The organism is Luteimonas terrae (assembly GCF_004358165.1).
In the GTDB taxonomy this organism is placed as follows: domain Bacteria; phylum Pseudomonadota; class Gammaproteobacteria; order Xanthomonadales; family Xanthomonadaceae; genus Luteimonas; species Luteimonas terrae.
This window is the reverse complement of sequence record NZ_SMTG01000007.1, coordinates 119,658-134,272: the sequence shown is the minus strand read 5'-3', so window position 1 is coordinate 134,272 and position 14,615 is coordinate 119,658. Positions and strand designations below refer to the sequence as shown.

General features: G+C 69.0%; 11 protein-coding genes and 1 pseudogene. 11 read left to right on the top strand and 1 reads right to left on the bottom strand.

Going from position 1 to position 14,615, the window contains the following annotated elements:
- Positions 1-43: 43 nt before the first annotated feature.
- The 6 genes from E2F49_RS15115 (at position 44) to E2F49_RS15090 (ending at position 5,736) form a co-directional block, all read left to right on the top strand.
- Complete coding sequence (locus E2F49_RS15115) at positions 44-517, top strand: Lrp/AsnC family transcriptional regulator (protein ID WP_133394658.1); 474 nt, start codon at positions 44-46, stop codon at positions 515-517.
- A gap of 169 nt (positions 518-686) precedes the next feature.
- Positions 687-2,096, top strand: a complete 1,410-nt coding sequence (glnA, locus tag E2F49_RS15110; RefSeq protein WP_055250649.1) for a type I glutamate--ammonia ligase — start codon at positions 687-689, stop codon at positions 2,094-2,096.
- 281 nt (positions 2,097-2,377) lie between these two features.
- Entirely contained in the window at positions 2,378-3,082 is a 705-nt protein-coding gene (locus E2F49_RS15105) for a TorF family putative porin (protein ID WP_133394657.1), read from the top strand.
- 28 nt (positions 3,083-3,110) lie between these two features.
- The gene (locus E2F49_RS15100; RefSeq protein WP_133394656.1) at positions 3,111-3,449 is read left to right on the top strand and encodes a P-II family nitrogen regulator; all 339 of its coding nucleotides are present in this window, start codon (positions 3,111-3,113) and stop codon (positions 3,447-3,449) included.
- Between the two features lie 19 nt (positions 3,450-3,468).
- The gene (locus E2F49_RS15095; protein WP_133394655.1) at positions 3,469-4,869 is read left to right on the top strand and encodes an ammonium transporter; all 1,401 of its coding nucleotides are present in this window, start codon (positions 3,469-3,471) and stop codon (positions 4,867-4,869) included.
- A 159-nt stretch (positions 4,870-5,028) separates the two neighbouring features.
- Positions 5,029-5,736: a response regulator transcription factor gene (locus E2F49_RS15090; RefSeq protein ID WP_133394654.1), complete on the top strand. Its 708-nt coding sequence runs from the start codon at positions 5,029-5,031 to the stop codon at positions 5,734-5,736.
- Here the strand turns inward: E2F49_RS15090 and E2F49_RS15085 are convergent.
- On the bottom strand, positions 5,720-7,072 hold the full coding sequence (locus E2F49_RS15085) for a sensor histidine kinase (protein WP_133394653.1): 1,353 nt from the start codon (positions 7,070-7,072) through the stop codon (positions 5,720-5,722). The two genes, E2F49_RS15090 and E2F49_RS15085, sit on opposite strands and share 17 nt — an antisense overlap.
- A gap of 221 nt (positions 7,073-7,293) precedes the next feature.
- Here E2F49_RS15085 and E2F49_RS16675 point away from each other — a divergent pair.
- The 5 genes and pseudogenes from E2F49_RS16675 to E2F49_RS15060 all read left to right on the top strand — a co-directional run.
- Positions 7,294-11,190 (top strand): annotated as a pseudogene (locus tag E2F49_RS16675) (YadA-like family protein); the annotation flags it as partial.
- 80 nt (positions 11,191-11,270) lie between these two features.
- On the top strand, positions 11,271-13,136 hold the full coding sequence (locus E2F49_RS15075) for a S8 family peptidase (protein WP_133394651.1): 1,866 nt from the start codon (positions 11,271-11,273) through the stop codon (positions 13,134-13,136).
- 59 nt (positions 13,137-13,195) lie between these two features.
- Positions 13,196-13,492, top strand: coding sequence for a hypothetical protein (locus E2F49_RS15070; protein ID WP_133394650.1), 297 nt, complete (start codon positions 13,196-13,198; stop codon positions 13,490-13,492).
- Entirely contained in the window at positions 13,489-13,764 is a 276-nt protein-coding gene (locus E2F49_RS15065; protein WP_055250628.1) for a hypothetical protein, read from the top strand. Before E2F49_RS15070 ends, E2F49_RS15065 begins: the two co-directional genes overlap by 4 nt.
- 88 nt (positions 13,765-13,852) lie before the next feature.
- A complete protein-coding gene (locus tag E2F49_RS15060) occupies positions 13,853-14,611 on the top strand; it encodes an N-acetylmuramoyl-L-alanine amidase (protein WP_133394649.1) in 759 nt (252 codons plus the stop codon).
- Positions 14,612-14,615 lie beyond the last annotated feature (4 nt).

Here is a 14,615-nt window from a genome sequence, read left to right as displayed (position 1 = left end):
CGCGCAATAATCGTGCGTAGATAGACCAAATTGGACAACGATCATGGCCGCCTCCGATCTCGACCGCACTGACCTGCTGTTGCTGGCCGAACTCCAGCGCAACGGTCGGCTGACCAATGCCGACCTGGCCGAGCGCGTGCACCTGTCGCCCTCGGCGTGTCTGCGGCGCGTGCAGCGGCTGGAGCGCGACGGCGTGATCACCGGCTACCGCGCCGAACTCGGCGCCGAGCATCTGGGCCTTGGCCTGCAGGCCTTCGTGCGCGTGCAGCTCAAGCATCACGACAGCGCCGCGGTCGCCGGGTTCGCCACGCTGGTCAACGGCTGGGATGAGGTCGTCGCCTGCCACGCGTTGACCGGCGACATGGACTACCTGCTGCAGGTCGTCGTGCGCGACCTCGAGCACTTCTCGCGCTTCCTGCTCGATCGCCTGCTCAACCAGCCGGCGGTCGACGACGTGAACTCCAGTTTCGTGCTGCGCACGGTCAAGGCCGACCGCGGCTTGCCGCTGCCGCGCTGATGCACCAGCACGGTGCATCTGGATCGATAACGCACCAATCATGTACGTGAATGGATGCTTCGATCTGGTTGGATCTTCGATAAGCGATTGATCAGAAAGGCTTTCGAGAGTTGGCACGCGCGTTGCGTGGTCACAGGCACATCCTCACCCTGCAAGGCGGTCGTTTCCGATGTCCACCGAGAATCTCGAAAAGCTGATCAAGGACCACAAGATCGAGTTCATCGATCTGCGCTTCACCGACATGCGCGGCGTCCAGCACCACGTGACGTTCCCGAAGTCGATCATCGAACCGGGCCTGTTCGAGGACGGCAAGATGTTCGACGGCTCGTCGATCAGCGGCTGGAAGGGCATCCACAACTCCGACATGGTGCTGCTGCCCGACGCGTCCACCGCGTTCGTCGATCCCTTCCCGGCCGATCCGACGCTGGTGCTGACCTGCGACATCCTCGACCCGACCACGATGCAGGCCTACGAGCGCGACCCGCGCGGCATCGCCAAGAAGGCCGAGGCGTTCCTGAAGTCCAGCGGCATCGCCGACCAGGCCTTCTTCGGCCCGGAGCCCGAGTTCTTCATCTTCGATTCGGTGCGCTACGGCAACGAGATGGGCCACACCTTCTTCCACATCGATTCGGAAGAAGCGCACTGGAACTCGGCCAAGGAATACGAGGGCGGCAACAGCGGCTACCGTCCGGGCATCAAGGGCGGCTACTTCCCGGTCGCGCCGCTCGACTCGCTGCACGACATCCGTGCCGAGATGTGCAAGACGCTCGAGCAGGTGGGCATCGAAGTCGAAGTGCACCACCACGAAGTCGCGAACGCCGGCCAGTGCGAGATCGGCACGCGCTTCAACTCGCTGGTCGCCAAGTCCGACGAGCTGCAGACGCTCAAGTACATCGTCAAGAACGTCGCCTTCCGCAACGGCAAGACCGCGACCTTCATGCCCAAGCCGATCGTCGGCGACAACGGCAGCGGCATGCACGTGCACCAGAGCCTCGCCAAGGGCGGCACCAACCTGTTCACCGGTGACGGCTACGGCGGCCTGAGCCAGACCGCGCTGTGGTACATCGGCGGCATCTTCAAGCACGCGCGTGCGATCAACGCGTTCACCAACGCCTCGACCAACTCCTACAAGCGTCTCGTGCCGGGCTTCGAAGCACCGGTGATGCTGGCCTACTCGGCATCGAACCGTTCGGCCTCGTGCCGCATTCCGTACGTCGCCAACCCGAAGGCACGCCGCATCGAGATGCGCTTCCCCGATCCGATGCAGTCGGGCTACCTGACCTTCGCCGCGCTGATGATGGCGGGTCTGGACGGCATCAAGAACCAGATCGATCCGGGCGGCCCGAGCGACAAGGATCTCTACGACCTGCCGCCGGAGGAAGAGAAGAACTTCCCGACCGTGTGCCACTCGCTCGACCAGGCGCTCGATGCGCTGGACAAGGACCGCGAGTTCCTCAAGGCCGGCGGCGTGTTCACCGACGACTTCATCGATGCCTACATCGCGCTGAAGATGAAGGAAGTCACCGCGTTCCGCGGCGCGACTCACCCGCTCGAGTACCAGATGTACTACGCGATCTGACGCACTTTCGAAGGGTCTGCCGCGTGGCAGGCCCTTCGTCGTTTCACCCCGCGCGAGCGGCGGCGCCTCCCTCCCCCACGGTCGGTTGCGTCGCCGCCCCGCGACCCAGGAGTTCCAGCAGGTTCCGAGGGAACGGGCATCGGTCAAGCGCAATGCGCATCGCCGCGGTCACGGCAGCCAGGGGGCACGCCGCGACCGGAAATTCCAGCTGCGAGAAAAACAATCACGCCGCAGCACGCAATGACCGGGGAGGGCTTTTTCATTCATTTGAGGAGCCTGTCATGACGTCACGCAAGAACGCACTCGCCACACTGCTGTGCGCGGGTCTGCTGTCCGCCGGCGCCGCGCACGCGGAAGTCTCCGGCTCGATCACGCTGACCAGCGACTACCTGTTCCGCGGCATCACCCAGACCGACGGCAAGCCGGCCCTGCAGGGCGGCGTCGAATGGGCCCACGACAGCGGCTTCTACGCCGGCACCTGGGGCAGCAGCATCAGCTGGCTGTCCGATTCCGATCCCGACATCTCCAGCCAGCTCGAACTCGACGGCTACGCCGGCTTTCGCAGTGAATTTGGCGACAGTGGCCTCGCTTGGGACGTTGGCGCCGTGCACTACTGGTACCCGGGCAGCTATCCGGCCGGCTTCAACAAGGCCGACACCACCGAGGCCTACGCGGGCCTGAGCTGGGGAATCCTCAGCGCCAAGTATGCCTACGCCCTCACCGACCTGTTCGGCATTCCGGACTCCGACGGCAGCACCAACCTCGATCTCGGCATGGGCTGGGCGTTCGCGCCGGGCTGGTCGCTCAACGGCGCGGCCGGCAAGCAGTGGGTCAAGGGCACCGCGGGGACCGGCACCTATGCGTTCTGGTCGGTCGGTGTGGGCAAGACCTTCGACAACGGCTTCGACATCGCCGTGGCCTGGAACGACAACGATCTCGTCGGTCCCGACGACACCCTCACCCTCGCCGTCACCAAGTCGTTCTGACGCGGCGCGCGCGCATCTGGAGACCCACATGAAACTGATCATCGCGATCATCCGCCCGTTCAAGCTCGACGAGGTCCGCGAGGCGCTCGGCGAAGCCGGCGTCACCGGCCTGACCGTCACCGAGGTCAAGGGCTTCGGCCGGCAGAAGGGCCACACCGAGCTCTATCGCGGCGCGGAGTACGTCGTCGATTTCCTGCCCAAGCTGAAGATCGAATGCGCGGTCAGCGACGACGTGTTCGAGGCGGCGATCGAGGCGATCACCAACGCGGCAGGCACCGGCAAGGTCGGCGACGGCAAGGTGTTCGTCGTCGCGCTCGAAGAGGCCCTGCGCATACGCACCGGCGAAATCGGCGCCGACGCGCTCTGACCCCACGGAGATTCCAGACATGAAGACGATCGAATTCCGCGGGTGGAAGACCCGGATGCAGGCGGTGTGCCTGATGCTGTTGTGTGCGTTCGCGCTGTCCGGTGTCGCCGGCATCGCGATGGCGCAGGACGTCGCGCCGGAGGTCACCGGTGCGGTGGTCGATGCGACCGTCGTGGTCGAGGCGCCCGTCGAGACCGCGGCCGTCACCTTCGACAGCGGTAACGTGGCATGGATGCTCACGTCCACGCTGCTGGTGCTGCTGATGGTGGTGCCGGGGCTGGCGCTGTTCTACGGCGGCATGGTGCGTTCGAAGAACGTGCTGTCGGTGATCATGCAGGTGCTGGTGGTGTTCTCGGTGGTGATCATCCTGTGGGTGGCCTACGGCTACAGCGCGGCATTCACGGAAGGCAACGCGTTCTTCGGTTCGTTCACCGAGAAGGCGTTCCTGCGCGGCATCACCGCCGAAACGGATGCGGGTGGCCTGCCGGAGTTTCTCTTCATCGTGTTCCAGTCGACGTTCGCCGGCATCACCACCGCGCTGGTCGTCGGGTCCTTCGCCGAGCGCATCAAGTTCTCGGCCGTGCTGCTGTTCTCCATCCTGTGGGTGACGCTGGCCTACCTGCCGATGGTGCACATGGTGTGGAGCGGCGAAGGCGGCTTTCTCGCGCACAAGGGCGTGATCGATTTCGCCGGCGGCACGGTCGTGCACATCAACGCCGGCGTCGCCGGCCTCGTGGGCGCGTACTTCCTCGGCAAGCGCCTGGGCTACGGCAAGGAGGCGATCAAGCCGCACAGCGTGCCCTTCACCTTCATCGGCGCGTCGCTGCTGTGGGTGGGCTGGTTCGGCTTCAACGCGGGGTCCGCGCTCGCCGCCGATGCCAGTGCGTCGCTGGCCATGCTCAACACCATGGTCGCGACGGCCGCGGGGGTGGTCGCCTGGAGCATCGTCGAAGCCTTCACCAAGGGCCGTCCCTCGGCGCTGGGCGCGGCATCGGGCGCGATCGCGGGCCTGGTGGGCATCACGCCGGCCGCCGGCACCGTCGGTCCGATGGGCGCGCTGGTGATCGGTCTGGCCGCAGGCGCGCTGTGCGTGTGGGGCGTCACCGGTCTGAAGCGTCTGCTGCGCGCCGATGACAGCCTCGACGTGTTCGGCGTGCACGGCATCGGCGGCATCGTCGGTGCGCTGCTGACCGGCGTCTTCAGCGCGCAGGCGCTGGGCGGCACCGAGGCGGACCTGGCGATCGGTGCGCAGGTCTGGGTGCAGTTCGTCAGCGTGGCGTTCACTGTGCTGTGGTGCGCCGTGGTGACCGCGGTGGTGATGCTGCTGGTCAAGGCGGTCGTCGGCCTGCGCGTGACCGAGGACGAGGAACGCGAAGGTCTCGACATCGTCTCGCACGGCGAGTCCGCCTACGAGAAATGAGCCATCGGGTGGCGCATCCGTGACGGATGCGCCGCAGGCAGGCGGGGCAGCGGGCGACGGCGGGGAAGGCCGGCGCCCGCTTTTTTGTGTGCATCCGGTTTGTCCACGCTGCAGGCATGGGGCTAGGATGCCGCCCACGATGACCGGCTCCCGTTCGCCATGACCGTTTCCGCCGCGCTGCGCGTCGCCGTGCTCGAGGATGAAGCGATGCTGCGCGAGCGCATCCTGCTGCCAGGCCTGCAGCGCTTCGGCTTCGACACCGCGGGCTTCGAGACCATCGCCGCCCTGCGCGCGCATCTGGACGCACATCCGGTCGATCTGGTCGTGCTCGACGTCGGCTTGCCCGATGGCGACGGCTTCAGTCTGGCGCGTTCGTTGCGTGAGACGCGGCCGCTGCTCGGACTGGTGATGCTGACCAGTCGCGCCGACACCGGCGATCGCGTGCGCGGGCTCAGCGAAGGCGCCGATGCGTATCTGACCAAGCCGGTCGAGATCGACCTGCTCGCCGCCACGCTCTACAGCCTGGCGCGCAGGATCGACACGACCGCACCCACCGGCACGCGCGAGGCCGTGCGCGACTGGCGGCTCAGCGACGACGGCTGGTGCCTGCTGTCGCCTTCGGGCGGATCCGCCGCGTTGACCCAGAGCGAGCGGCGCCTGTGCCGGCGCCTGTTCGACACGCCCGGAGAACTCGTCTCACGCGAAGCGCTGATCGAAGCGCTGACCGACCAGGTGCACGACTTCGACGCGCACCGCATCGATTCGATGATCCATCGCCTGCGTGGCAAGGCACGCACGCGCTGCGGCGAGGAACTGCCGCTGACGGCCGTGCACGGCCGTGGCTACATGCTCAATCCGGGCGGCTGAGCGGCAACGCGATCCGGAAGTCCGTGCCCGTCCCCGGCGTACTGGTAACGGTGATCGTGCCCCCGGCCTTGGTGACCAGTTCATGCACCACCGCCAGCCCCAGGCCCGTGCCGCTGTCGGCCGGCTTGGTGCTGAAGAACGGCTCGAACACCCGCGCGGCCACGGCGGGCGACATGCCGGCACCGTCGTCGCGCACGCGGATCACCACGGCACCCGCGCCCCGGCGCGCCTCGATCTCGAACAGCCCCGTGCCGCCGATCGCATCGCGCGCGTTGGAGGCCAGGTTGAGCAGCATCAGCTCGAACTGGCTGCGGTCGAACAGGATCGGCAGCGGGCCGGCATCGCGCTCGAAGCGCAGCACGATCTGCGCATCGAGCAGCTGGCGCAGCATCGGCTGCAGCGCATCGATCGCTTCGCCCGCATCGAAGACCTCGGCCTGGGTGTCGTCGCGCCGGCTGAAACGCAGCAGGCGGCGGCTGATCGCCATGCCGCGCCGTGCGGACGCTTCGACCGATTCCAGACTGCTCTCGAGCTGCGCGGCGCGCTGTGCATCACTGCCGCCGTCGTCCTCGTGGCGTTCGGCCGAGAAGCCCGCGATGACCGAGAAGATGTTGTTGAAGTCGTGCGCCATGCCACTGGCCATGCGCTCGGTGATCTCTTTCTTCTGCGCATGGATCAGCTGCGCATGCGTGCGCTCGCGCTCGCGGATCTCCTGCTCCAGCGCCGTGCCGCGTGCGTTCGATTCGCGCAGGCTCTCGCGCAGCGCCTCGGTGGTGCGGTCGATCAGCACCGCGACGATCAGATACGTGAACAGCACCGAGGGCACGTTGTAGAACGCACGACTCGGCGTGTCCGCGAACAGCACCTGCGCATCCTGCACCGCACCGATCAGCACGCTGGCCGTGAGCAGCGCGAAGCTCGTCCACAACGCGCGCCGCCCCAGCACCAGTCCGCTGAGCAGCATGATCAACAGTTGCGCGAGCTGGTCGGGAATCTGCCGTTGCAGACCGTTGAGCGCCATGTTCACCGCGAACACCGCCAGCAGCACGCCGATCAGCAGCTTCACCGACAGGCGGAAATGCCCGCGACGGATCAGCGCCACGCCGCCCAGCGCGATCAGCCCGATCGACAGGCTCATCGCCAGCGACACCATGATCTGCCACGGCAATCCGCCGCTGCGCAGCATCGGCCAACTCGAGACGATCGCGAAACCGACCGTCGCCGGCACGGTGATGCCCAGGAACAGCAGCAGGATCTGGATCACGCGCGCATTGCGCTGGTCGACCGGCCCGGAGACCGGCGCGCGGTCGAGCCAGCGCAGGAACGGTCGGTACATGGGCGGCTCCGGCGGACCGTGAGAATTGCGTGATCTTCCGGCGAGATAGTGCGGGTGACAAGGTGCGCCGCCCGCCCGTACGTTCGCTGACGGGGACGCCCTACCCGATCGGGATGACAGGGCCAAGACACGGAAGCCGGTAGCGGCGGGCGAAGCGCCCGTGGCGCGACCGCGCTCGCCTTCATGAAACGCCTGCCGGAGACATCGTAATGAACCGCATCCACCGCATCCTCTGGAACGCCGAACTGGGCCGCATGGTCGTGGCCTCCGAACTCGCACGCAGCCGCAGCGGACGCCGTGCGGGCGTGCTCGTCGCCGGACTGGCGCTGGCCCTGCCGCTGACCGCCATGGCGCAGGCGACCGCAGTGGGCCTGCAGGCCTACGACGTGCCGAGCGCCGTTGATGCCGAGACCGTCGCGCGCTATTTCCAGGCCAGCGGCAGCGCCGACAGCGACGCGGGCGCGTACGTCGATGGCGACGATGCGCTGGCAGCCGGCGAAGCCGCGGCGGCGGTCGGCAACGGCGCCACGGCTCTCGGTGGCGGCGCCACCGCGTACGCCGACGCCGCGACCGCGGTCGGCAAGGACAGCCTGGCGACGGGCGCGTCGTCGACTGCGCTCGGCGGCATGCTGCAGCTCGACTACAGCGCGCGCGGCGACTTCGGCGTGGTGCTCGACCAGCAGACCGCCGCCTACGGTCTGGCCGCCACCGCGGTGGGCGCTGGCGCGCAGGCCAACGGCGACTTCAACACCGCGATCGGCGCGCAGACCGAGACCAGCGACAAGTCCGCAGTGGCGATCGGTGGCATCGCCGACGTGCTCGAGGACCAGCTGGGCGAGGCCTTCGCCGGCGTGGACCTGCGCAACACGCAGGCGAACGGACGTCTGGCGACGGCGATCGGAGCCGGCGCGCAGGCGGGCGAGTACGCCGCGACCGCGATCGGTGGGCTCTCCAATGCGACCGGCATCCGCTCGATCGCGATCGGCTACAACACCCAGGCCACGCAGTACGACGCGACTGCGGTGGGCGATCGCGCCGAGGCGACGGAAGAGTGGGCGACGGCCTTCGGTGCCGGCGCGCGCGCAAGCGGTCTGCGTTCGAGCGCACTGGGGCCGTTCGCCTATGCATGGGGCGAGAACTCGACCGCCGTCGGCCAGGGCGCGATGGCGAACAATCTCAACAGCACCGCGATCGGCAACGGCTCCTGGGCCGCGGGCCGCAACAGCATCGCGATCGGCAAGGCGACCGTCTGGAACGGTTACTTCTGGGGCGACGAGCCGATCCTCTACGCGGACGGCATCGCGATGGGCACCGACGCGGAAGTGCACGGCTCCGACTCGATCGCGATCGGACGCAACGCCTTCGTCGGCATCCAAGAAGACAGCGGCCTGTGGGCACCCATCAACGGCAGCGTGGCGATCGGCGCGAACGCGCTGGCCGACCGCGCGAACACGGTGTCGGTCGGACGTGCGGGCGAGGAGCGCCAGATCACCAACGTCGCCGCCGGCACCCAGGCCACCGATGCGGTGAACCTGGCCCAGCTCGAGGAGGCGTCGCGTTACCTGCAGGCCACGGGCAGCGCCGACAGCGATGCGGGCGCGTATGCCGAGGGTGACAACGCGCTTGCCGCCGGCGAAGCATCGGCGGCCATCGGGACCGGCACGGTCGCGCTCGGCGCCGGCGCGGTGTCGTATGCGAAGAATGCCGTCAGCGTCGGCCGCGACAGCCTGGCAACCGGCAATTCGGCGACCGCCATCGGCGGCATCCTCGATGTCGACTACAGCGCGCTGCCGCGCGGCGTGACCCTCTACCGCCAGACCTCGGCGACGGGGCTGGGCGCGACCGCAACGGGCGCCGGTGCGCTGGCGAGCGGCGACTTCAACACCGCGGTGGGTGCGTACAGCGAGACCAGCGGCAAGTCCGCCGTCGCGATCGGCGGCATCGTCGACGTACGCGAAGACGAGATCGGCTCGAACTTCATGGGTCAGACCCTGCGCAACACCAAGGCGCAGGGCCGTCTGTCGACCGCCGTCGGCGGCGGCGCGCAGGCCGGCGAATACGGTGCGACCGCGGTCGGCGCCCTGTCCGAAGCGACGGCCATCCGCTCGATCGCGATCGGCAACCGCACCAAGGCCACCGCGTTCGCGGCCGTCGCAATCGGTGACCGCGCGGAGTCGAACTTCGATTCGGCCGTGGCGATCGGCGCGGCGTCCAAGGCGCTGGCCATCCGCACGGTCGTGCTGGGCAACAGCGCCAACGCGACGGCCGAAGGGGGTACGGCGCTCGGCTATGCGGCTTCGGCGCGCAACGTCAACGCGGTGGCGCTGGGCGCGGCATCGGCGGCGGCCGGCCAGAACTCGATCGCGATCGGCAACCGCTCGATGGTCTGGAACGGCGACTTCTTCGCGCCTTCGCCGATCCTGTATCTCAACAGCATCGCGATCGGCGTGGGCACCAACACCTACGGCAGCGATTCGATCTCGCTGGGCACCTCGGCGATCGTCGGTCGCCAGCAGGCCAACGGCCTGTGGACCGGCGTCAACAACAGCGTCGCGCTGGGCGCGAACTCCTGGGCGAACCGCGAGAACACCGTGTCGGTGGGCCGCGCGGGCAGCGAACGCCAGATCACCAATGTCGCCGCCGGCACCGAGGCGACCGATGCGGTGAACAAGTCGCAGCTCGACGCGGTGTCCAGCGGCCTGGGCGACCTGTCGGCCAACGCGGTCGTCTATGACGACGCCGACAAGGCGCGCCTGACGCTCGCCGGTGCCGACGGCACCGTGGTGACGAACGTCGCTGCCGGCGAGATCGGCGAAGGCAGCACCGATGCGGTCAACGGCAGCCAGCTGTTCGAGACCGACACGCGCGTCACGGCAGTCGAAGGCCGCGTCGACGATCTCGACACGCGCCTGGCCGATGTCGCCGGTGTCGCCGCGAACGCGGTCGCCTACGACGACGCGGACAAGGCCCGCATCTCGCTCGCGGGCACCGACGGCACGGTGCTGTCGAACCTCGCCGCCGGCACGGTCGCGGCCGACAGCATGGACGCCGTCAACGGCGCGCAGCTGCACGCGGGCCTGCAGAGCATGGCCGACGTGCTCGGTGGCGGCGCCACGGTGACCGCGTTCGGCACGGTCGCCGCGCCCAGCTATGCGGTGCAGGGCATGCAGTACGCCTCGATCGGTGCGACCTTCGCCGCGCTCGATGTCGAGCTGTCGAGCCTAAAGAACCGCGTCGGTGCGGTCGAGACGGTGATCGATTCCAACCAGGGCACCAACGACCGCGTCGCGGTCGGCGGCGATGCCCCGGCCTCGGTCGGTGCCGACACCAATGCGGTGGCCGTGGGCGCGGGCGCCGCCGCGAACGGCGACAACGGCGTCGCGCTGGGCGGCAACGCCTACGCGCATGGCCCCAACGACACCGCCATCGGCGGCAACGCCCGCGTGAATGCCGATGGCAGCACCGCGGTCGGCGCCAACGCCAGCATCTCGGCCAATGCGACCAATGCCGTCGCGGTCGGCGAAAGCGCGTCGGTCACCGCGGCCTCGGGCACGGCGCTCGGCCAGGGCGCCAGCGTCACCGCGCAGGGCGCGGTCGCACTCGGCCAGGGCTCGGTCGCCGATCGCGCCAACACCGTCTCGGTGGGCAGCGCCGGCGCGCAGCGCCAGATCACCAACGTCGCGGCCGGCACCCAGGCCACCGATGCGGCCAACGTGGGCCAGGTCCGCGCCGGCGTGACCGAAGCCAAGGCGTATGCCGACACCACCGCCACCCAGGCCGTCATCACGTCCAAGGCCTACACCGACCAGCGCCTTGCCGCATGGGGCGACCAGTTCGAGGTCTACCGCGGCGATGTCGAGCGGCGTTTCAGCGACGTCGACCGCCGCATGGACAAGCAAGGCGCGATGAGCGCGGCGATGCTCAACATGGCCACCAATGCCGCCGGCACGCAGAGCCCGCGCGGACGCGTCGCCGTCGGCGCCGGCTTCCAGAGTGGCGAGCAGGCGCTCTCGATCGGTTACGCCAGGAAGGTCGGCGAACGCGCGTCCTTCAGCCTCGGCGGTGCCTTCAGCGGCGACGAGTCGTCTGCCGGCATCGGCTTCGGTATCGATCTGTGACACCCGGCGGCGCAGTCGCGCCGCCGTCCGCTTTCCGCATCGCCCATCCGGGCATCCATCCTTCGACGGAGACACGTTCCATGCGTATGCAGACCACCCTCGGCGCGGCGATCGCCGCCATCCTGCTGACCGGCGCCGCCCAGGCCGCGACGCCCCGCCTCGACCGCACCGTGACCCGCGACACTGCGGCCGAATCGCAGGGCGTTGCCGCCGCCGGCCAGCGGTTCGTCGTCAAGACCACCGCGGCCGCGGCATCGGGCCGCGCCCAGTTGTCCAACGCGCTGTCGTCGACCGTGCGTCGCGCCGGCCTGTCCACCGCCGTCGCCGCGACGGCCACCTCGCCGGCGCGTCCGGCCGCCACCGCGCGCGTACTGCGCTCCATGGCCGCGCCGGGCTGGCACGTCGTGCAGGCCTCGCGCGCGATGACCGAATCGGAGCGCGCGAGCTTCATCCGCGAGCTGTCGGCCGAGCCGGGCGTCGTGTCGGTCGATGTCGACCGGCTGTACCAGCGCGCCGATGTCGCGCAGTCCCCGGTCATGGCGCCGGCGTTCACGCCGAACGATCCCGAGTACGGCCGCCTGCAGTGGAACTTCACCGATCCGACCGGCGGCGTGCGCGCCGAGCAGGCCTGGAACATCTCGACCGGCGAAGGCGTGGTCGTGGCGGTGATCGACACCGGCATCGTGCAGAACCATCCCGACCTCGGCGTCAACGTGCTGCCGGGCTACGACATGATCACCGACAAGCGCGTCTCGCGCCGCGACAACGACGGCCGTGCGCCGGGTGGCTGGGACCTCGGCGACTGGATGGAGGCGAACTACTGCGCCGCGCTGGGTTCGCCGGGCAACGCGCCGCGCGCCAGCTCCTGGCACGGCAGCCACGTCGCCGGCACGATCGCCCAGCAGACCAACAACGGCGCCGGCCTCGCCGGTCTGGCCCACAACGCCAAGGTCGTGCCGGTGCGCGTGCTCGGCTCCTGCGGCGGCTTCGGCAGCGACATCGCCGACGGCATGATGTGGGCCGCCGGCCTGCCGGTCGACGGCATGCCCGCCAACCCCAACCCGGCCGAAGTGCTCAACATGAGCCTGGGTAGCAGCGGTCCGCAGAGCTGCCCGGCGATCTACCAGGACGCGATCAACCAGATCAACGCCCAAGGCGCGATCATCGTCGTCGCGGCCGGGAACTCCAATGCCAATGCCGGCAGCTACACCATGAGCTCGTGCACCGGCGTCATCTCCGTCGGCGCGACCGGCGTGACCGGCGCCAAGGCCAGCTACTCCAGCTACGGCACCCGCGTCGACCTGTCGGCACCGGGCGGCGGCGGCGCGATCGACGGCGATCCGAAGGGCTACATCTTCCAGGTGATCAACGCGGGCACGACCAGCCCGACGACCAGCTGGGTGCTCGGTGGCTACACCGGCACGTCGATGGCATCCCCGCACGTGGCCGCGGCCGTTGCCATGGTGCAGAGCGTGGTCGACACACCGCTCAACTGGAGCGAGATGCGCGACCTGCTGCGCCGCACGGCCCGTCCGTTCCCGGTCGCCATTCCGACCAGCACGCCGATGGGCACGGGCATCCTCGATGCCGCCCAGCTGCTGCACCGTGCGACGCAGCCGCCGTGCACCACCGACTGCGCGCCGCTGGAAGTGCCGCTGGCCAACAAGGTCGAACTGCGCGGTCTGGCCAGCGGTGCCGAGGACGGCCTGTACACCTTCGAAGCCCAGGCCGGCGCGGTGCTGACCTTCATGACCTTCGGCGGTTCGGGCGATGTCTCGATGCACGTCGCGCGCGGCCGCATTCCGACCGCGACCGATCGCGATGCGTTCTCCACGCGTGCCAAGAGCAACACCGAGACCGTGCGCATCACCGCACCGGTCGCCGGCAAGTACTACGTGCGTCTGACCGGCACCTACGCCGGCCTGACGCTGGTCGCGCGCCAGTAAGGCGGCCGTGCCATCCGCGCCGGATCGACCGGCGCGGATGGACGACCGGCACCCAGCACGTGCGTACGACCGACCTCCGCTTCGACTGGCTGACCGATCTGCCGGGCTGGGAATCCGCGGCGGATGGCGGCGAACGCCTGGAGCTCGAGCAGACCGAACTGGTGCGGCGTAGTGGCGGACGCGAGCACGACTGGGCTTTCGCCTTTCTGTCGTGGGCCAGCGCGCGCCTGATCCGGACCGGTGAGTGGCACGCCGTCGAACGCATCGAGACGCGCGACGGCGTGCAACGGGTCCGCATCGAGCGGCATCCGGCGCCGTGCGCAAGCGGGGGTCCCGACTGCCCGGCACCGCCATGAACGAAACCGTCTCCGCGATGCCTGCACAGCCCACCGCCGACTACGACTGGCTGCTCGCCTGGACCGACTGGACCCGCCGGGGCGACCGTCGTGTCGAGGCGGTCTTCCCACTCGAGACCTTCCTCGCGCGCAGCGGCACCACGCACGGCGCGTGGCTGCTCGAGTTCCTCTCCTGGAAATGCGAGCGGCTGGTGATCGACGGCTGCTGGTACGAGGCCCGCCTGGATCATCTGCCGGGCCGGATCGATGTGCGGATCGTGATGGACCGCTGACGCAATCCAGGCGCGCCCTGCATCACGCATCGCGACTCCGGCAACCACACGGCTTGCGCTGGTGTCCATCGCAGGGTGCAATGCGGACATGCCCAGATTCCTGACGCTCGCCTTCGCCGCCCTGCTGCTGTCGGCCTGCGCCCATCAGCAGGCGCCCCGCAATCCGCTCGCCACCTGGGTGCCGTCGAGCAATCACGACGCGCGTCGCCCGGTCCTCGTGGTGCTGCACTACACCGAGCAGGACTCGGTGCAGCGCAGTCTCGATACCTTGCGCACCGCCAACAGCGGCGGCCGCGTGAGTTCGCATTACCTGATCGGCCAGGACGGCACGCGCTATCAACTCGTCTCGGATCTCGACCGCGCCTGGCACGCCGGCGCCGGAAGCTGGGGCGCGGTGAGCGACGTGAACTCCGCCTCGATCGGCATCGAGCTCGACAACAACGGCCGCGTGCCGTTCGCCGAGCCGCTGGTCGAAAGCCTGCTGGTGCTGCTGGGCGATCTGAAGACACGCTGGCGGATTCCGGCGGAAAACTTCATCGCCCATTCCGATCTCGCACCGCGCCGCAAGGTCGATCCCGGCGTGCACTTCCCGTGGAAGCGACTGGCCGAACACGGCTATGGCGTGTGGCCGCGCGACGACACGCCGCCGGCGCCACCGGGTTTCGACGTGGTGCAGGCGTTGCGCACGGTCGGCTATCCGGTCGACGATCTCGACGCCACCGCGCGCGCGTTCCGCCTGCGTTTCCGCGCCTTGCCCGATGGACCGCTCGACGCCGAGGACCATCGCATCCTCTACGCGCTGGTACAGGGCTGGACGATTCCGGTGCAGGCCGAACCCGCGCGCTGAACCT